At 64.0% G+C, this 18,588-nt stretch carries 18 protein-coding genes; 10 read left to right on the top strand and 8 right to left on the bottom strand.

Features of this window, described 5'->3' with window-relative positions; genetic code table 11:
* Positions 1-96 precede the first annotated feature (96 nt).
* Positions 97-732 carry a DUF3043 domain-containing protein gene (locus tag H9634_RS08695; protein ID WP_165882987.1) on the bottom strand — a complete coding sequence of 212 codons (636 nt, stop codon included), beginning with the start codon at positions 730-732 and terminating at the stop codon, positions 97-99.
* Positions 733-765: 33 nt separating this feature from the next.
* Between H9634_RS08695 and H9634_RS08690 the strand changes: the two genes are divergently transcribed.
* The 6 genes from H9634_RS08690 (at position 766) to H9634_RS08665 (ending at position 6,424) form a co-directional block, all read left to right on the top strand.
* Positions 766-2,130, top strand: a complete 1,365-nt coding sequence (locus tag H9634_RS08690) for a M20/M25/M40 family metallo-hydrolase (RefSeq protein WP_191726297.1) — start codon at positions 766-768, stop codon at positions 2,128-2,130.
* A 155-nt stretch (positions 2,131-2,285) separates the two neighbouring features.
* Positions 2,286-2,639, top strand: a complete 354-nt coding sequence (erpA, locus tag H9634_RS08685; protein WP_102159991.1) for an iron-sulfur cluster insertion protein ErpA — start codon at positions 2,286-2,288, stop codon at positions 2,637-2,639.
* Positions 2,640-2,655: 16 nt separating this feature from the next.
* On the top strand, positions 2,656-3,294 hold the full coding sequence (gene aat / locus H9634_RS08680) for a leucyl/phenylalanyl-tRNA--protein transferase (protein WP_191726296.1): 639 nt from the start codon (positions 2,656-2,658) through the stop codon (positions 3,292-3,294).
* 132 nt (positions 3,295-3,426) lie between these two features.
* Positions 3,427-4,317, top strand: a complete 891-nt coding sequence (gene ctaC / locus H9634_RS08675; protein ID WP_191726295.1) for an aa3-type cytochrome oxidase subunit II — start codon at positions 3,427-3,429, stop codon at positions 4,315-4,317.
* Positions 4,314-6,026, top strand: a complete 1,713-nt coding sequence (ctaD, locus tag H9634_RS08670; protein WP_191726294.1) for an aa3-type cytochrome oxidase subunit I — start codon at positions 4,314-4,316, stop codon at positions 6,024-6,026. Before ctaC ends, ctaD begins: the two co-directional genes overlap by 4 nt.
* Positions 6,023-6,424 (top strand): cytochrome c oxidase subunit 4, encoded by a 402-nt coding sequence (locus H9634_RS08665; RefSeq protein ID WP_191726293.1) that lies wholly within the window; start codon positions 6,023-6,025, stop codon positions 6,422-6,424. The genes ctaD and H9634_RS08665 overlap by 4 nt, the downstream gene beginning before the upstream one ends.
* Positions 6,425-7,710: 1,286 nt before the next feature.
* Here H9634_RS08665 and qcrB read toward each other — a convergent pair.
* Genes qcrB through ctaE form a run of 4 tightly spaced genes read right to left on the bottom strand, consistent with a single transcriptional unit; the run spans position 7,711 to position 11,917 of the window.
* The gene (qcrB, locus tag H9634_RS08660; RefSeq protein WP_404801682.1) at positions 7,711-9,354 is read right to left on the bottom strand and encodes a cytochrome bc1 complex cytochrome b subunit; all 1,644 of its coding nucleotides are present in this window, start codon (positions 9,352-9,354) and stop codon (positions 7,711-7,713) included.
* Entirely contained in the window at positions 9,351-10,400 is a 1,050-nt protein-coding gene (gene qcrA / locus H9634_RS08655; protein ID WP_191726291.1) for a cytochrome bc1 complex Rieske iron-sulfur subunit, read from the bottom strand. Before qcrA ends, qcrB begins: the two co-directional genes overlap by 4 nt.
* 43 nt (positions 10,401-10,443) lie before the next feature.
* On the bottom strand, positions 10,444-11,229 hold the full coding sequence (gene qcrC, locus H9634_RS08650) for a cytochrome bc1 complex diheme cytochrome c subunit (RefSeq protein ID WP_191726290.1): 786 nt from the start codon (positions 11,227-11,229) through the stop codon (positions 10,444-10,446).
* Positions 11,230-11,278: 49 nt separating this feature from the next.
* Entirely contained in the window at positions 11,279-11,917 is a 639-nt protein-coding gene (gene ctaE / locus H9634_RS08645) for an aa3-type cytochrome oxidase subunit III (RefSeq protein ID WP_318245055.1), read from the bottom strand.
* Between the two features lie 338 nt (positions 11,918-12,255).
* Here ctaE and trpD point away from each other — a divergent pair, with 338 nt between their 5' ends.
* Positions 12,256-13,365: an anthranilate phosphoribosyltransferase gene (gene trpD, locus H9634_RS08640; protein ID WP_191726288.1), complete on the top strand. Its 1,110-nt coding sequence runs from the start codon at positions 12,256-12,258 to the stop codon at positions 13,363-13,365.
* Positions 13,366-13,378: 13 nt separating this feature from the next.
* Here trpD and H9634_RS08635 read toward each other — a convergent pair whose 3' ends face one another.
* Complete coding sequence (locus H9634_RS08635; RefSeq protein WP_191726287.1) at positions 13,379-15,145, bottom strand: DEDD exonuclease domain-containing protein; 1,767 nt, start codon at positions 15,143-15,145, stop codon at positions 13,379-13,381.
* A 136-nt stretch (positions 15,146-15,281) separates the two neighbouring features.
* Here H9634_RS08635 and H9634_RS08630 point away from each other — a divergent pair, with 136 nt between their 5' ends.
* A complete protein-coding gene (locus tag H9634_RS08630; protein WP_191726286.1) occupies positions 15,282-15,608 on the top strand; it encodes a hypothetical protein in 327 nt (108 codons plus the stop codon).
* Between the two features lie 31 nt (positions 15,609-15,639).
* Here H9634_RS08630 and H9634_RS08625 read toward each other — a convergent pair whose 3' ends face one another.
* Together H9634_RS08625 and H9634_RS08620 are read right to left on the bottom strand one after the other, a co-directional pair.
* Positions 15,640-16,077: a hypothetical protein gene (locus tag H9634_RS08625; RefSeq protein ID WP_191726285.1), complete on the bottom strand. Its 438-nt coding sequence runs from the start codon at positions 16,075-16,077 to the stop codon at positions 15,640-15,642.
* Between the two features lies 1 nt (position 16,078).
* The gene (locus H9634_RS08620; protein ID WP_191726284.1) at positions 16,079-16,861 is read right to left on the bottom strand and encodes an alpha/beta hydrolase; all 783 of its coding nucleotides are present in this window, start codon (positions 16,859-16,861) and stop codon (positions 16,079-16,081) included.
* Between the two features lie 162 nt (positions 16,862-17,023).
* Here H9634_RS08620 and H9634_RS08615 point away from each other — a divergent pair, with 162 nt between their 5' ends.
* Positions 17,024-17,746: a lysophospholipid acyltransferase family protein gene (locus H9634_RS08615; RefSeq protein ID WP_102160018.1), complete on the top strand. Its 723-nt coding sequence runs from the start codon at positions 17,024-17,026 to the stop codon at positions 17,744-17,746.
* 230 nt (positions 17,747-17,976) lie between these two features.
* A complete protein-coding gene (locus tag H9634_RS08610) occupies positions 17,977-18,552 on the top strand; it encodes a MerR family transcriptional regulator (protein WP_102160020.1) in 576 nt (191 codons plus the stop codon).
* Positions 18,553-18,588: the final 36 nt, after the last annotated feature.

Below are 18,588 nucleotides of genomic sequence, written 5' to 3'. Positions count from 1 at the left end.
AGCGCCCCCGCATGAAACGGGGCGCTTCTCTCATCTCCTCAGCCGGCACCTCGGGTGCGGGCTCGGCGGGCGGAACCACCGCCTCGGGACCGGAGATCAGGACGGGTACTGGCCGCGCTTGACCTTGGGCTTGGGGATGCGCAGCACCCGCAGCTGGATAGCGCGCATGACGGCGTAGAAGGTCAGGCCGCGCTCGAGGTTCTCCTTGCCGCCGAACTTCTGGGCCATCCGGCCCTTCATGACGTAGTTGAGGATGAAGCAGTCGATGACGACGAGCAGGATGAGGCCGTAGACGGCGTAGCTCGTGATGATCTGCACCTGCGGAGTCGAGATGATGAAGCCGATGAGCAGCACGACGAAGGCGAACGGGATGAACATCTCGCCGATCGAGAAGCGGGCGTCGACGAAATCGCGCACATAGCGGCGCTGCGGTCCGCGATCGCGCGGACCGAGGAACTTCTCATCGCCCTGCATGAGGCCGATGCGGGCCTCATCGCGCTTGCGGCGGATCTCGGCCTTCGCCTGCTTGTTCGCCGACTTCCGGTCATCGCCGACGAGCGGCTGGCGGCGGGCAGCCTCCTGCTGGGAGCGCTTCGGCGTCGGGCGGTTCTTCTTCGCCTCAGCCGGATTCACCGCCTCGGCAGCCTCGTCGACCGGGCCTGCGGAGGCAGCATGGGAGCCCGTCCGCTCTGCGGGCGATTCATCCTGGGAGTTCTTCTTCCGTCCAAACACGCCCTCTATCGTATCCGACTATAGGATCGCCCTATGACCCACCTGAACCGTGCTGAACTGACCTCCCGCCTCGACGCGATCTACGACGACGTCCTGGCCCGCCTGAGCGAACTCGTCGCCATCCCCTCCCTGGCCTGGCCGACGGCTGATCCCGCCCATGTCGACGCCACCGCGGCAGCTGTCGCGCGCATGGCCGAACCGCTCGGGTTCGACACCGTCGAGACACTGCGGGCTGAGAATCCCGACGGCACCCCCGGGTTCCCCGCTGTCGTCGCCAGCCGCCCGGCTCCTGAGGGCCGGCCGACCGTCGTCCTCTACGCCCACCACGACGTGCAGCCGGCCGGCGACCTGAGCCAGTGGGACACCCCGCCGTTCGAGGCCACGATCCGCGGCGACCGCATGTTCGGCCGCGGTGCCGCCGATGACAAGGCCGGCATCCTCGTCCACCTCACCGCCCTGCAGCTGCTCGGCGACGAACTCGGCGTCGGCGTCGTCCTCTTCATCGAAGGCGAAGAGGAGATCGGCTCGCCAAGCTTCCGCAGCTTCCTCGAGACCTACCGCGACAAGCTCGCAGGCGACGCGATCATCGTCGCCGACTCCTCCAACCTCGCCTGCGGCAAACCGGCGCTGACGACGAGCCTGCGCGGCATGGCCGGCCTCGAATTCACCGTCCGCACCCTCAGCCACTCCGTGCACTCGGGCATGTACGGCGGCGCTGTGCCGGATGCCACCCTGGCGATGACCCGGCTGCTGGCTACCCTGCACGACGAAGACGGCGCAGTGGCTGTCACCGGGCTGCGCTCCGCGCCCGAGGCGGCAGCCGAGTACGGCGACGATCCGATGGGCACCGACACGGTCGCTCTGGCAGGCACCGAGCTCATCGGCCGCGGCTCGATCGCCTCGCGCCTGTGGCACCAGCCCTCGATCACCGTCATCGGCATCGACACCCCGAACGTCGACGACTCCTCGAACACACTGCTGGCCAGCGTGCGCGCGAAGATCTCGATCCGCCTGGCACCGGGGGAGAAGCCGGCCGAAGCCCTGGCCGCAGTCAAAGCGCATCTGCAGGAGCATGTGCCCTTCAGCGCCGAGCTGGAGTTCGGAGCCGAGGAGTCCGGCGCCCCGTGGAGTGCTGATGACTCCGATCCGGTGATCGCGACGGCGATGGAGGCGCTGAGTGAGGGCTTCGGCGCAGAGGCGGTCCAGATGGGACTCGGCGGTTCGATTCCGTTCATCGCCGATCTCGTCGAGGTCTTCCCGCAGGCATCGATCCTCGTGACCGGCATCGAAGACCCCGACACCCGCGCCCACAGCCCGAACGAATCGCTGTACCTGCCCGACTTCCGCTCAGCGATCATCTCCGAGGCGCTGCTGCTCGACCGGCTCGCCCGCGACTGAGCGCTCTCACTGCAGCGCGATCAATGGAATAATGGCGCAACGATGAACGTTGCACAGGCGACGCCGCCACCGGGACTCACCCGGGGCCGGCAGCGCCGCAGCCAGCCGGAGTGCCCCGAGCTGACTGCACGACCGAACAGATGTAAGGAGACCTCATGACCGCCACGCAGGACACGAGCGCCACGCACGAAGTCGACCTCACCTCCGAGGCGGCCGACAAGGTGCGCAGCCTCCTGCAGCAGGAGGGTCGCGATGACCTGCGCCTGCGCGTGGCCGTGCAGCCCGGCGGCTGCTCGGGCCTGATCTACCAGCTGTACTTCGACGAGCGGTTCCTCGACGGCGATGCCGTGCGCGACTTCGATGGCGTCGAGGTCATCGTCGACCGGATGAGCGTGCCCTACCTCAACGGCTCGACAATCGACTTCTCCGACACCATCGAGAAGCAGGGCTTCACGATCGACAACCCGAATGCCGCCGGCTCGTGCGCCTGCGGTGACTCCTTCAGCTGATACAGCTGCACCAGCCATGTCACAGGGCCTGGACGATCTCCGCGCCATCGGCGCCATCAGCGGGATCGACCAGGTCCTGTCTGCATACCGGGCCGGGCTCTTCCCGATGGGCATCGGCCAGCACGGCGCACCGCCGATCGGCTGGTGGGCGCCGGTGATGCGCGGCGTGCTCCGGCCCGGAGACCTCCGCGTGACCCGTTCGCTGCGCCGCTCACTCAACCGGTTCACGTGGTCGGTCGATGCCGCCTTCGCCGAGGTGGTGGCTGGCTGCGCTGACCCGTCCCGTGACGGAGCCTGGATCACCCCGCAGATCGCACAGCTGTACCAGCGCCTGCATGAGGCCGGCCACGCCCATTCCATCGAGGTCTACGAGGGCGGCCGGCTCGCCGGCGGACTCTACGGAGTCGCGTTCGGGGGAGTGTTCTGCGGGGAGTCGATGTTCCACACCAGCCGCGACGCCTCAAAAGTCGCCCTCGTCAGGCTCGTCGAACTGCTCGACAGCGTCGATGACGACACCCCGTGGATCATCGACACACAGTGGCAGACCTCACACCTCGAAACCCTCGGCGTGTCGGAGGTCAGCGGGTTCGAGTACCTCGAAGCGCTTGCCCTCGCGCGTGGCGGCCGTCATTTCCAGGCTTTTCTCACGAAATGAGCAGTCGGAAGTGAATTTCTACCTCTTGTAGCGGTAAGGTGGACGAGAACAAAGTCAGTGTTCGGCGATTCGCGTGCGTCCGCTCAGATGAGAGGGCCTGCGAGGAGCTGACAAAGTTGCGAAAGGCTGCACGTGGATTCTCCGAATCAGCCAGTCCGCTCGGGCCCCTCGGCCTGGGCCAAGCGGCTCGGTGTCATTGGCGCCCTGGGCGTCGTTGCGCTGCTCTCCGGCTGCTCGAAGGAGCACTGGGAAGTAGGATTCCTCCCACCTGAGTCCAAGGGAGCGACGTCCCACACGGATCACTACATTCACCTGTGGAACGGCGGCTGGATCGCCGCACTCATCGTCGGTTTCGTCACCTGGGGCCTGCTGCTGTGGTGCGTCGTTGCCTACCGCCGCCGCAAGCACGAGCGCGGACTGCCTGTCCAGCTGGCCTACAACATGCCGATCGAGATCCTCTACACGGTCGTGCCGATCATCCTCGTCGTCGGCTTCTTCTTCGAGACCGTCAAGGCTGTGGAGAACACCTCCTACGACGACACCCCTGGTGAAGTCACCATCGAGGTCGTCGGCAAGCAGTGGGCCTGGGACTTCAACTACATCACCGAGGACGTCCACTACGCCGGCGTCCAGGTGAACCTCGACGGAACTGAGGAGCCGGGCGAGAAGGCCCCGACGCTGTACCTGCCGTCGAACACCGACCTGGAGATCCAGCTGCGCTCGCGCGATGTCATCCACTCGTTCTGGGTGCCGGCATTCCTCGAGAAGCGCGATATGACTCCGGGCCGCACTGAGACCCTGCACCTGCAGGCCCTCAAGGAGGGCGACTACGTCGGCAAGTGCGCTGAGCTCTGCGGCGAGTTCCACTCCGAGATGCTCTTCAACGTCAAGGTCGTCTCCATGGACGAGTACAAGGCCTACACCGACTCGCTGCGCGAGGAAGGCAACACCGGCCGCCTCGGACCTGAGTACGACCGCACTGACTGGTACAAGAACCCACATGAGGGAGGGGATGACGAGTGACCGCAGTCGCTGATAGCAACCGCACTGTCACAGTCGACCAGGCACCTGTGCCCAAGAGCCTGGGCAAGGTCATCGTCAACTGGATCACGTCGACGGACCACAAGACCATCGGGTACATGTACCTGATCGCGTCGTTCACGTTCTTCTGCATCGGCGGCGTCATGGCGCTGCTTATCCGCCTCGAGCTCTTCGAACCGGGCATGCAGATCCTGGAGACCAAGGAACAGTACAACCAGCTGTTCACCATGCACGGCACGCTCATGCTGCTGATGTTCGCAACGCCGCTGTTCGCCGGCTTCGCCAACGTCATCATGCCGCTGCAGATCGGTGCTCCTGACGTGGCATTCCCACGCCTGAATGCTTTCGCCTTCTGGCTCTTCCTGTTCGGCAGCCTCATCGCCTGCGCCGGCTTCCTCACCCCGCAGGGTGCGGCATCGTTCGGCTGGACGGCATACGCTCCGCTGTCGAACACGACGTTCACGCCGGGCATCGGCGGACACTTGTGGGTCATGGGCCTGGCCTTCCAGGGCTTCGGCACCATCCTCGGTTCGGTGAACTTCATCACCACCATCATCACGATGCGCGCCCCGGGCATGACCATGTTCCGCATGCCGATCTTCACCTGGAACACCCTCATCACCGGTATTCTCGTGATGATGGCGTTCCCGCCGCTGGCCGCCGCCCTGCTCTCGCTCGGCGCTGACCGCATCCTCGGCGCACACGTCTTCAGCCCGGAGAACGGCGGCCCGATCCTGTGGCAGCACCTGTTCTGGTTCTTCGGTCACCCGGAGGTCTACGTCATCGCGCTGCCGTTCTTCGGCATCGTCTCGGAGATCTTCCCGACCTTCAGCCGCAAGCCGATCTTCGGCTACAAGGGCCTCGTCTACGCAACGATTGCGATCTCGGCCCTGTCCGTGACCGTGTGGGCGCACCACATGTACGTCACCGGCGCGGTGCTGCTGCCGTTCTTCGCCTTCATGACGATGCTCATCGCCGTTCCGACCGGTGTGAAGATCTACAACTGGATCGGCACGATGTGGCGCGGATCGCTGACCTTCGAAACCCCGATGCTCTGGTCGCTCGGGTTCCTCGTCAGCTTCGTCTTCGGTGGCATCACCGGCGTCGTGCTTGCCAGCCCGGCCATGGACCAGCAGCTGTCTGACTCCTACTTCGTCGTTGCGCACTTCCACTACGTCATCTTCGGCACCGTGGTGTTCGCGATGTTCGCCGGATTCTACTTCTGGTGGCCGAAGTGGACGGGCAAGATGCTCGACGAGACCCTGGGCAAGATCCACTTCTGGCTCCTGTTCATCGGCTTCCACGGCACGTTCCTCGTCCAGCACTGGATGGGTGCCGACGGCATGCCGCGTCGTTACGCTGACTTCCTGCCGCAGGACGGCTGGACCTGGATGAACCAGATCTCCACCGTCGGCGCGCTGATCCTCGGCCTCTCGATGATCCCGTGGTTCTGGAACGTCTGGGTCACCGCGCGCAAGGCACCGAAGGTCACCGTCAACGACCCGTGGGGCTACGGCTCCTCGCTCGAATGGGCGACCTCCTGCCCGCCGCCGCGTCACAACTTCACCTCGCTGCCGCGCATCCGCTCGGAGCGCCCGGTGTTCGACGCCAACCACCCCGAGCTCCTCGAGCTCGCTGGTCACCCGCGCGACGCCTACTCGATGATTGAGAAGAAGGAGACCGCCAAGTGAAGACCGCAGCAATCATCTTCTCCTCAGGGCTGTTCTTCTTCGTCCCCGTCGCGATCGTCTACGGCATCCTGACGGACTTCAAGGAGCTCGTCGGATTCCCGGCCATCCTGCTCCTCGGCGGCATGGCCATCATGATCGGCGGATACCTGTTCCTGCAGCACCGCAGCGTCGGAGACACTCCGATGGATCGTCTCGACGCTGAGATCTCAGAGGATCACTACGAGTACGGCTTCTACAGCCCGTGGAGCTGGTGGCCCATCATCATCGCCACCGGTGCAGGCATCTGCTTCCTCGGTGTCGCCGTGGGATGGTGGATCTTCCCGTTCGGCGCCGTGATCGCCTTCGTCGGCGTGTTCGGCCTCGTCTACGAGTACGACCGGGGCAACCACGCACACTGAGGCTCGCTGAGCTCTCATGAGGGCCCGCCAGGATGTTCATCATCCTGGCGGGCCCTTTCCGCGTCCCCAGCAAGCACGCCCCGCCTGTGTGTGCGATGACGAAAGATCACTGGGACGGATCGATACGCGCACAGACTCGTGGCGCTCAGCGAGATTCGGACCAGGTCTGCCCACGAGGCCAGTGCACGGATTGCGGCAACGATCGGCTTCCGTGCTGGCTGGCTGAAAACGGCGCTGCGCCTTGTTCTTTCGTCGAGCATTCGGCGAGATCTCTGCTGACCGCCGTTTGCGGTGAGGTCGATGGTGCCGTCGTTTCTGGGTCACCGAGCCCTTGACAGTCTTTCCCGTGGGGAGGCGCGTATTTGTGCACATCGGTGCCCCCAGCTTGTTCGGCCTCGATGTCTTGCGCAGGCAGCGGGGTGCGTGCTCGTCTCCGGCACGATAAGACAGGGGCCCGGAGATGCTGCTGGCCGTCGCCTGCAGCAGGGCACTCCCTGGCTCCCTACGGCGCGTCCATGGGCAGTAGGAGCGCGGTCCACCCAATTGCCGGCAGCGTGGCTTCGGTGGAGGACTCACTTCGTGGTCGCAGTCGTGGGCGCGGCCGTTATCTCCTTGCTCGGCAGCGAAACGAGGAGGAGACCTGGGTATTGCATGCCGAGTGACAGACGAGCGCCGGTTCGTAGGTGCTTGGAGGATCACACGACGCAGGCTTCTCAACGCACCGGGTGAGTGCTGTGCTGGCAGCGACTCGATTCGCTCGTAGCTCACCGCCGTTTTCGGTTGAGGCGCATTGCCGAACAAGGCGTTGCTGTGTATTCCCAGCCGAAAGACATCCTCCAAGCTCACCCAGTGCTGGCCGAGGGCAGGAGGTGGGCTGTGAAAGCGCCAGCTAGGATACGACGGCCCATACGAACCACCTCGGCGGCCCACCGCACCGGTGGTGCTCCCGGTGATCCGGAAACGCCCACCAGGCTCTGCTACGCCTTCATAGCAGGGAACTTCCCACTCAGCTCAAAGACGCCGAGATCGGGGGAGCAGGATCGGTGGGCGCCGGATCGGCAGTGCATCCGTCGTACTGCGTGACGCGCTGCCGGGTCAAGCAGCTGTCGAGCCGATTGGCTCCGCGGCGTTCCAAGGCCGCATGCGTGCCCCGCAACGGGCCGATGCCTGCCCTATCTCAGCAACGCGTCCCTGCGGATGACAGGAGTCGATTGGGCAGCGTCGTTCTGGGGTACGAAAGAGGCGCCAGCCGCAATGACTGGCGCCTCTTTCAGCTGATCAGCGGGTCAGTGGCCGATCGAACCACGGGATCCGGCTTCGTGGCTGCCGGACTCCAGGGCGTGGTGATCGTGGTGAGCTGCATCGAGCTCTTCCTTCGTCACCGGTGCGACACGATCCTCGTAGAAGTACTTCGCGATGGTCGCACGGCGCTTCTCACCCTTGGAGATCTTGCCGTCGGGTCCGGGCTCAGCCGGAATGTAGCGCGGCGATTCGTAGGCCATGAGCTTCCACAGCTTGTGCGGGTCAAGCGGCTTGTGGCGCTCCTGGAACTCACCGTGCGGCAGACGGATGATCTCACCGGACTCGTAACCGTGCAGGACGATCTCCCGGTCCTTCCGCTGCAGACCCAGGCAGATCCGCTTCGTGATGATGAAGCCGAGGATCGGTCCAAGGAAGAACATGATGCGGAAGATGTAGATCATGTCGTTGAGCGACATGTGGAAGAACACTGCCATGAGGTCACCGGACGCGGCGGCCCACATGACTGCGTACCACACGACTGCGGCAACGCCGACTGCGGTGCGCGTCGGGTTGTTGCGCGGGCGGTCGAGGATGTGGTGTTCGCGGTAGTCCTTCGTCAGCCAGGCCTCGAAGAACGGCCAGATCGCCATCGCTCCGAACAGCACGAGCGCTGCGAGCAGAGCCGTGTTGATGTTGAGGCTGAGCGGAAGTCCGAAGACGTAGAACTCCAGCCAACCCGGGACGATGCGCAGGTATCCGTCCATCCAGCCGATGTACCAGTCAGGCTGCGTACCGGCTGACACGGGCGAGGGGTCGTACGGTCCGTAAGCCCACACTGCGTTGATGGAGAAGATGCCGGAGAGGAACCCGAGCAGAGCGAAGATCATGAAGAAGAATCCACCGCCCTTGGCCGCGAATGTCGGGAGAACGGGTTCGCCGACGACGTTGCGGTTCGTGTGCCCGGCGCCTGGCCACTGCGTGTGCTTGTGGATGACGACGAACATCAGGTGGATCGCGATAAAGGCGATAATGAGCGCCGGCACGATCATGATGTGTAACGTGTAGAGCCTGGAGATGATGTCGACACCCGGGAACTCGCCTCCGAAGAGGAAGAAGGAGATGTAGGTGCCGACGAGCGGAATCGACTTCAGCAGACCGTCAATGATTCGCAGGCCGTTGCCGGAGAGCACGTCATCGGGCAGCGAGTAGCCGGTGAAGCCAGCCCCCATTCCGAGCGCGATGAGCGCAATGCCGACCATCCAGTTGATCTCACGCGGGCGGCGGTACGCGCCGGTGAAGAAGATGCGCAGAGCGTGCACCGAGACAGCGACCATGAACAACAGGGCCGCCCAGTGGTGCATCTGGCGGATGAAGAGTCCTCCGCGCACCTCGAACGAGATCGCCAGCGTCGACTCGAACGCCTCGGACATTTCGACACCCTGGAGCGGGACGTACGGGCCTTCGTAGATCGCGTGACCCATCGCCGGCTTGAACCAGAACGTCAGGAATGTGCCGGTCAGGACCAGGATGATGAAGGTGTAGAGCGCAACCTCACCCAGCATGAAGGACCAGTGGGAGGGGAAGATCTTGCGTCCGAATTCACGGACCATCTTCGAGGCGCCGACGCGGGTCTCGGCAAAGTTCGCTGCCTTGCCGACCGCCGTAGTGGGTTCGTGCGTCATCGTCATTCTACCGAAGTCTCCCTCATGTTGATCTCCCAGAAGGTCGGTCCGACGGGCTCAGGGAAGTCGCGCTGAGCCACGAGGTAACCCTCGTCGTCGACTGCGATCGGCAGCTGGGGCAGCGGGCGCTTAGCCGGTCCGAAGATGACCGCGCAGTGGTTGGTCACGTCGAAGGTCGACTGGTGGCACGGGCACAGCAGGTGGTGCGTCTGGTGCTCATACAGTGCGACGGGGCAGCCGACGTGGGTGCAGATCTTGGAGTAGGCGACGATGCCGTCGACGCCCCAGTCTTCCTTCTCCGGATCGGTGTTGAGCTCGCGCGGGTCAACGCGCATGAGGAGAACAGCGGCCTTGGCCTTCTCATCAAGCGGGTGCTCCGACTCGTGCATCTTCTCCGGGATCACGTGGAAGGCCGAACCGATGGTGACTTCCTCGGCGCGGATGTAGCGATCCTCTTCCGGAACCATGCCCGGGTCCTGGCAGAGGCGCACGCCCGGGCCCCACAGGGTCTTGAACAGGCTGTCACCCGGCAGCGGGCCCAGGTCGCGGAAGACCAGGATCGCAGGCAGCGGAGCAAGTGCAACCGCTGCGATGAGGGTGTTCCGCAGGAACGGACGGCGGGCGATGCCCGATTCCTCCTTCGCCTGGTTGAGGATCTCGACGGCCACGGCCTGATCCTCTTCCGAGCCGGCGATGTCATGGCGGCTCTCGACGACCTCGGCATCGGGGATGAGCTGCCGCGCCCAGAGGATCACACCGATGCCGATGCCTGCGAGAGCAGCGGCGGAGGTGATGCCGAACGCAGTGTTCTGCAGGCGCAGGTTGTCGTACGTGCCCGGCTCTGAGTCGAACAGGAAGTACGACACGATGAAGCCGATCGTTCCGATCATGGACAGGATGAACCAGCCGGCGATCTGGCGTTCGGTGATGCGCTCAGCCTGCGGCGAGCTGTCAGTGATTCGAGGCTTGTGTTCGGGCAGACCGGGGTTGGTGTGCCCGTTCACCTGCTCGAGCTGGCTGCCGGCTTCGGCAGTGAGATGCTTCGAGGTCATTCGCTTCCTCGTCTATTACTCGATACGGATGAAAACTTGCGGGTTACTTCGAACGCGAGGACAGCCACATCGTGATGCCGATGACGCCTGCCAGGCCGAAGAACCAGATGAACAGACCCTCAGACACCGGTCCGATCGAACCCAGGGAGAAGCCGCCGGGCTCGGTCTCTTCGGTGACTTCCTTGATGTAGGCGATGACATCGCGCTTCTGTTCGGGAGTCAGGTTGGCGTCATTGAAGATCGGCATGTTCTGCGGACCGGTCTGCATCGCTTCGTACAGATGCTTCTCCGAGACACCGGAGAGGCTGGGAGCGTACTTGCCGCGGGTCAGAGCACCGCCGGCGCCGACGACGTTGTGGCACATCGCGCAGTTGACGCGGAACAGGCCACCACCGGCTGCTGCGTCACCCTTGGAAGGATCCAGGTACTCGTCCTCCGGAACTGCCGGTCCGGGGCCGAGGGATGCGACGTAGGCAGCCATCTGACGGGTCTGCTCTTCGCTGAACTGGGGCTGTTTGATCTGAGCCTGCGGGCCCATCATCTGCAGCGGCATGCGACCGGTGCCGACCTGGAAGTCGACAGCAGCGGCGCCGACGCCGATGAGGCCGGGGCCGTTTTCGGTTCCCTCACCGCTCATGCCGTGGCATGTCGCGCAGTTCGTGACGAAGAGCTTCTCGCCTTCCTCAACGTCTGAGGCGGAGTACTCTTCAGCGTTCGCAGTGCTCGTTCCGGTGAATGCGGCGTATGCGCCTCCGGTGAGGAGCAGGCCGACGAGCAGGAGCACGACGAGTGCCATGGGGTGCCGGCGTCGTTCCGCTAGAAGCTTCACTAGTTAGTCCTTTTGTTGCAGTTGCCAGGGGTGAGGTCTTACGGGCGCGTCACATCAAGATGTAGATGACGAAGAACAGGCCAACCCACACGACGTCGACGAAGTGCCAGTAGTACGACATGCAGATGGCGAACGTCGCCTCTCGATGGCCGAAGCGCTTTGCGGCGTGGGCGCGTCCGATGACGAGCAGGAACGCGATGAGTCCGCCGAGCACGTGGAGGCCGTGGAAGCCGGTGGTCAGGTAGAAGACCGAACCGTAGGCGTTCGAGTTGATCGCGATGCCTTCGGAGACGAGGGTGGCGTACTCGTAGACCTGGCCGCCGATGAAGATCGAGCCGAGGATGAAGGAGAGGTAGTACCACTCGATCATGCCCCACGAGCCGATGTTCATGAGCCCGCCGGTGCGGCGCGGCTTGAAGTGCTCAGCCTTGAAGACACCGAGCTGGCAGGTGACCGATGAAAGCACCAGGATCGACGTGTTGATCGAAGCGAAAACCACGTCGTGCTTAGCGGTCTCCGTCTCCCACATCTGGGGCACAACGGACCGGATGGTGAAGTACATGGCGAAGAGCGCGGCGAAGAACATCAGCTCGCTCGACAGCCACACGATGAACCCGACTGTCGTCGTGTTGGGCCTGTTTACGACTGGATGAACCGGCGCTGTTGAAGTTGCAGTGGCAGTAGACACGCCTCCATTATTACCCAGTCCGCAGGATAAATTCACCTTTTGCTCAGCTAGTTGAGTGAGTTTTTCTACAGCGTGTGGAATTTCCAGCGAGAACTCGCGGCCGGAGGGTTCGTTACGACTCTGCAACGTGCGCGTGTCGCGAGGTGTGAACTGCCGTGAAACGGCATCGGTGCACCTCAGCGGCCGGTCCCGAGGTGGGGGACGGGCGGAGATGCGGATCGCCGCTTGCGCAGAGCCGCCGGTGAACGGGTTCGGTGTGCTGTGTGCGTGGCGCGTAGGATGTTCCGGTGACAGCCTGGCCGCTGTCCGCATGATCCGCACCAACTCGAAAGGCCCCTATGTCTGCCGTTCCTTCTGCAGCCGATGCTCCTGCCACCGTCTCCGGTGTGCGGGAGTGGCCGGATCTGCTCGTGGCTCTGATGAACAAGGAGAACCTCGACGCGGCGACCGCCGGGTGGGCGATGGACGAGATCATGTCCGGCAGCGTCCCGGATGTGACGATGGCGGCATTCCTCGTCGCCCATCACGCCAAAGGGGAGACGGTGGAGGAGATCACCGGTCTTGTCGAGGCGATGATGGGCCATGCCGTGCCGCTGGAAGGCCTGAGCGATGCCGTCGACATCGTCGGCACAGGCGGAGACCGTGCCAAGACCGTCAACATCTCATCGACCGCCTCGTTCGTCATAGCCGCAACCGGCCAGCGCGTCGTCAAGCACGGCAACCGGGCGACCTCCTCGGCCTCGGGCTCGGCTGACGTGCTCGAAACGCTTGGACTTGTGCTCGATCTGACTCCCGAGCAGTCTCGGCAGCTTGCCGACGAGGTGGGGATGGCCTTCTGCTTCGCCAACGTCTACCACCCGGCCATGCGCTTCATCGCCCCGGTGCGCCGGGCGATCAAGGTGCCTTCGGCGTTCAACATCCTGGGACCATTGACCAATCCTGCGCGCACCCGTGCCACGGCGATCGGTGTTGCGAGCAGGGAGATGGCGCCGCTGGTCGCCGGTGTTCTGGCCCGCCGCGGAGACTCCGCAGTCGTGTTCCGCTCACAGGATGGGCTCGATGAGCTGAGCAACACCGCAGTCAACGACGTCTGGGAGGTCCGCGACGGAGAGATCACGCACAGCGAGTTCGACGCCTGCAGCCTCGGCTTCCCGCGGGTGACCAAGGACGACCTGCGCGGTGGCGACCCGGCATTCAACGCCCAGGCCATCCAGAGCGTGCTGGCCGGTGAGCACTCGCCAGTGCGCGACATCGTCCTGCTCAACTCCGCCGCCGCACTCGTCGCTGCGGACCCTTCTGCCGAGGGGCCTTTCGCTGAGCGCCTTGCGGCGAAGATCGAGATCGCCCGCGAGCATCTCGACTCCGGCGCAGCGTACGACAAGCTGCAGGAGCTCATCGCCGCTTCCCGTCGTCTCTCAGGCCGCGACGAGGTGCCGGCAGAGGGGTGATCTGCTCAGCCCCTCACTGCGGGGCTGAGCTGCTCGTCGAGGCGAAGCCGCTGGAGTGCAGCCCGAATGTATGTCCGCATCGGGGTGCACACCAGGTTCCGGTGACCGACAGCAACTGGGTGCCCGGCTGCTGCAGCCAGCGGAGCACGATATCGGTCTCCTCTTCATAGGTGCTGCCTGTGCCCGGAACCGGCTCATCGACATGCTCGCCCGTCAGCTGCAGCGCTGACACGACTTCTGGAACCCGGCTCGGATGCGCGACGTGCGCACTGCCTGCCAGTTTTCCGTATCGGATCAGGGCTACGTCGTCACCGGCCGCTGGGTTGCCGTACTCGCGCGGCTGCGCGGCGATGATCTCAGGCACGGCGTAGAGCCCGCGCCGCTGCTCATCGGAAACGGTTGTGCGCAGCAGGTCAGCTGCGAGGTCGCGGATCTCAGCGGCGCGCTCGTATCGTTGCGTCGTGCTGGCGGCGATCATCGCCTCGCGGATCTGTTCGAGCAGTCCGGAGGAATCGCCGCTGAGAAAGGCGACGAGATCGGTCAGCTGGGTGAGGTACTCTTCCTGGCTCTGGCCGATGCACGGGCCGGCGCACCGTCCCATCTCAGCGGCTGCGCAGGGGGATCGGCGGGCTGCGGCAGCTGACTGCGTGCACCGCTTGACGGTGACGACGCGTTCTAAAGTGTCCTTGATCCGCTGTGCGGTTGCCTGTGATCTGAACGGCCCGAGGCGGTGATAGCGCTCCGGTCTATCGGCCGCAGGCGGAGTCCGCGTCACCGACAAGCGAGGGTACGGCTCGTCTGTCAGCCGCAGCCACGCGCGCTTATCGGCGTTCTTCGAACGCCGGTTGTACGGCGGCTGCAGCTCGGCGATGAGCCGTACCTCCCGGACATGGGCCTCAAGTACGGTCTCGCACACCAGTGTCGAGACTTCCTGTGTCGCGGTGACCATCTCAGTCATCCGTCCGCGTGTCTCTCCGGCGTTGAAGTACTGACGCACACGTGCGGCCATGTTCCGGCTGGTGCCGATGTACAGCGTGCGGCGCGATCCATCGAGGAACATGTAGACGCCTGGCAGCGCGGGCACATCGCGCGCGAGGTGCGATTTCTGCTGGCGCTTCTGCCAGCCGGAGGTGCGCACGGTCCCCAGCTCTTCAAGGGTGGTGATCCCGTATGAGCCGAAGCGCTCGAACAGGTGGTGCAGGATCTCATTCGTGGCCCTGGCATCGTCGAGAGCGCGGTGAGTCGGTGGCGTCTGGGTGGCGAAGTGCTGCGCCAACGTTGCCAGCTTGTGATTGCGGACCTCGGGCCGGGGCACGACATGGCGAGCGAGGCGAACTGTGTCGAGAACGTGCGGGTTCGGCCACTGATAATCCAGGCGTGCGCAGGCAGCCTTGAGGAAGCCGATGTCGAATCCTGCGTTGTGGGCGACCAAGACAGCTCCGCGGCTGAATTCCAGAAAGCTCGGCAGCACAGCATGAATCGTTGGTGCTCCTGCCACCATTCCATTGGTGATGCCGGTGAGGCGCTCGACGAACGCAGAGATGACCGCCTGTTCGGGGCGCACAAGGGTGGAGAACTCACCAACCACCTCACCGCCGCGAGTTTTGACCGCACCGATCTCGGTGATCTCCTCGCGCTGCGCGTGGGCACCGGTTGTCTCCAGGTCCACAGTCACGAAAGTGACGTCGTGCAGAGGCGTGCCCACATCGGCGAAGGAGAGCTGCCCACTGCGGGGCTGCGAGGCCTGATCGAACAGCGGGGGCTGGTGGCTGGCTGGCATAGGAACATGATGTCACGCGCCGCAGACAACGCCTCGGACTGCGATGCAGTGACCGGATCGCCAGGCGATGTCAGTGGGTGCACGTAGCGTCAATGGTGCACGTTCATCGACACAGCACTGAGCTGAGGAGCTGACCATGATTGTCGACTGCACCCACCCTGACCACCTCATCGATGCCACCGGACGAATCGACTGTCCCGCCCCTAACTGCCTGGCAGCAGCAATCGACCGCAGCGACGTCGGCCAGCGGTCCAACCCGATGGATCGCCTGCCTGCTCAGCGTCCGGACTGGATTCTCTCCAGCCCGGACGTGCTGGAGGAGTGTGAGATCGAGGCGCTGGCGATCCTCGGAGACGCAGGCCTCGTACCGCAGATCGTCAGCCTCGGACCTGAAGACGCCACGACTGAGATGCGTCCTGCCGGCCTCCACCGCTCGTTGGTCCGAGACGCCCGAGGTGCTTGAGGTGAGCGTTCCCAGAGGCGGAGCGAAATGCTCAGACTTGCGCGCCGTCTCCGTCTTCAGGTGAGCGGTACTGGGGGAGATGCCGAATCAGCACGAAGGTGCTGAGCAGTATCACCACGATGATCCCGACGAGCGCGTAACCGGGCAGCCCGCGAAACAGGAAGGCGCTGAGGACCAGCGCGCTGATGCCGCCGATGAGCCCGACGATGCCGAGCATGAAGAGCGGGGAGGCGGTTCGCCAACCGACCGGTCCGGGATCCGGTGGCTGCCACTCCTCGTCCTCGGCTAGCGCGTCGCGGATCTCGTCCGAGGACATCTCCGGCACGAACCCCTGGTCGCGGTTGATGTCGGATACGAGATCCTCCCACCGCGTATCGTCAACACGCTCGCTGTCATCCAAGGCGTCCCACGTGGGCTCGAACTTGTCGTCGTCTGATGAGGAGTGGTCGTCGCGTGCGGATGGAGACATCTCAGCTCGTCCGGACGCTGCTGGCGGTGTTCACGGTGCTGACGATCTCGCCCACGATGACATCTGCGTCGTAGTCGACTGTGGCCACGTGGTAGCTGCGGCGCAGAATGACGACACGTGGCGAGGTGAGCAGGGCGTTGCGCAGCAGACGAGCCGAGCGGGGGCGAACGACATGGTCGGTGGTCGAGATGAACAGCGTTGTCGGTGCCGACACCTGCCACAGGCGACGGCGCAGGTGTTTGAGCTCTTGGTGCAATGACGCCACTGCGGCCACCGGCGTCTGTGTATAAGCGTGCTCGGCTGCTCCGGGCAGCGCGATGTCGCCGCCGATGCCGGGAACGGACTTGATGACGTGCCGAAGGATCGGTGTCAGCGGGGCCAAGGGGGAGTCGACGTACAGCGCTGGATTGATGAGCACGAGCCGGTCAACCAGGTCCGGATGGTCGGCTGCCAATGTCAGGGCCAGCGCTCCGCCCATTGACAGGCCGACCACGATGACGGTGTTGTGCTCGTCGGCGCAACCCATCAACGCTCTTTCAGCGTCGGCAAGCCAATCCTGCCAGCGGGTGCGGCTCATGTCCTGCCAGGTGGTTCCATGTCCTGCCAGTTTCGGCACGCTCACTGACACATCGGCCCGACTGGCAACCTCGCGCGCCACATCGGCGAAGACCGCCGGCGAACCGGTGAAACCGTGGATGAAGAGGACAGCGGTCGACGAAGACTGCGAACTGATGTTGATCGCTGCATGGAGGTCGTGCTCGTCGCCAGAGGCATTGTCGTACATGGGCACCAGACTGCCATATAAGGAGTGACTCTGACAGCGATTGAGCGCGCAGATCGACGATCGCGTGGGCGGGGGCGGGCGACTGCGAGCGTTTTCCTGCTCACCTCGGCGTTGTAGTAGTCTCGGATTCGTTCGTGACTCAGACTCGTCGAGAGGGGTCGAGTGTTCTACTGGCTGCTCAAGCGCATCATCGTCGGGCCATTCCTGCGTGCGCTCTTCCGCCCATGGGTGCGCGGCTTGGAGAACATTCCCGAGTCCGGCGGGGCGATCATCGCCGGCAACCATCTGTCCTTCATGGACTCGATCTTCGTGCCGCTCGTCGCACCCCGACCCGTTGTGTATCTGGCCAAGAAGGACTACTTCACAGGCCGAGGAGTTAAGGGCACCGCAACCAGGTGGTTCTTCCGACTGACGAACCAATTGCCCATGGACCGATCCGGCGGTTCGGCGTCTGAAGCGTCGTTGCACTCCGGGTTGAAGGTTCTCAACGGAGGCAATCTCCTCGGCATCTATCCAGAAGGAACCCGCAGCCCTGACGGCAACCTTTACCGCGGGCGCACCGGCGTGGCGCGACTCGTCCTCGAAGCTGGTGTGCCGGTAGTGCCGGTTGCGCTCATCGGAACCGACAAGGTCCAGCCTGTCGGTCGGATGCTTCCGCGGTTGCGCCGGATCGGCGTGGTGTTCGGAGAGCCTCTTGATTTCTCCGAGTACGAGGGCATGGCCGGTGACCGATTCCTCCTGCGGTCGATCACCGACGACATCATGTACGAGATCCTCCGCCTGTCTGGTCAGCGGTATATTGACACCTATGCCTCGTCAGCCAAGACGAAGCTGCTGGCTGCGAAGAAGGCAGACGATCAGCCGTCCGGTGACGCGAAGGCCTGATTCGACTGGGGTTCAGCTGTCATGCTGGAGTCGAAAGTCGTTCGATTTCTTCGATAACGGCGACACGCGCAAATCGTTATCGGCAGGTGTTTGGCCAGGGGAAACTCAGCCAGTAGGTTCGATGTGTACGTTAACCCCGAGTCGCTCGAAGGTCATGCGGTAGAATTGTGACACTGCCGCAAACCGGAATGCGACTTCGCTTCCCCTAGGGGCTAAAAGGAGGAGTCGGTGTGAACCGCTCAAGTCAGGAACAGGCTGCTGCGCCCGCCGTGCCGCCTTCAGCTCAAGGTCTGCTGTTCGATGATGATCTGCCGAACCTTGACGAAGACGCAGGCTACCGCGGAACGACAGTCATCAAGGTCGTTGGCATCACCTACCGCCAGCTCGACTACTGGGCACGCACCGATCTCGTCGTCCCGTCGATCCGGACTGCTACCGGTTCGGGATCGCAGCGGCTCTACAGCTTCCGCGACATTCTCGTCCTCAAGATCGTCAAGCGCCTCCTTGACACCGGCGTGGGTCTCCAGCAGATCCGCACGGCAGTCGGGCATCTGCGCGAACGCGGTGTGCAGGACCTGGCCACGATCACTCTGATGAGCGATGGATCGAGCGTCTTCGAATGCACGTCGACTGACGAGGTCATCGACCTTGTGCAGGGTGGCCAGGGAGTCTTCGCCATCGCGGTGGGAAGCGTTTTCCGCGAAGTCGAAGGATCGCTGGTTGAACTGCCAAGCGAGCGTCCGGAAGACGAACTGCCGCTCGTCGATGAGCTTGCGCAGCTTCGTGAGCGCCGCAAGGCCAACTGAGCAACGTCGTCACAGTGAAGCGGCCGGGAGCAGATT

Origin of the sequence: Brevibacterium gallinarum (assembly GCF_014836885.1) — a bacterium.
GTDB classification, from domain to species: Bacteria; Actinomycetota; Actinomycetes; order Actinomycetales; family Brevibacteriaceae; genus Brevibacterium; species Brevibacterium gallinarum.
The sequence above is the reverse complement of the archived record's forward strand: the minus strand, read 5'-3'. Positions and strand labels throughout refer to the sequence as shown.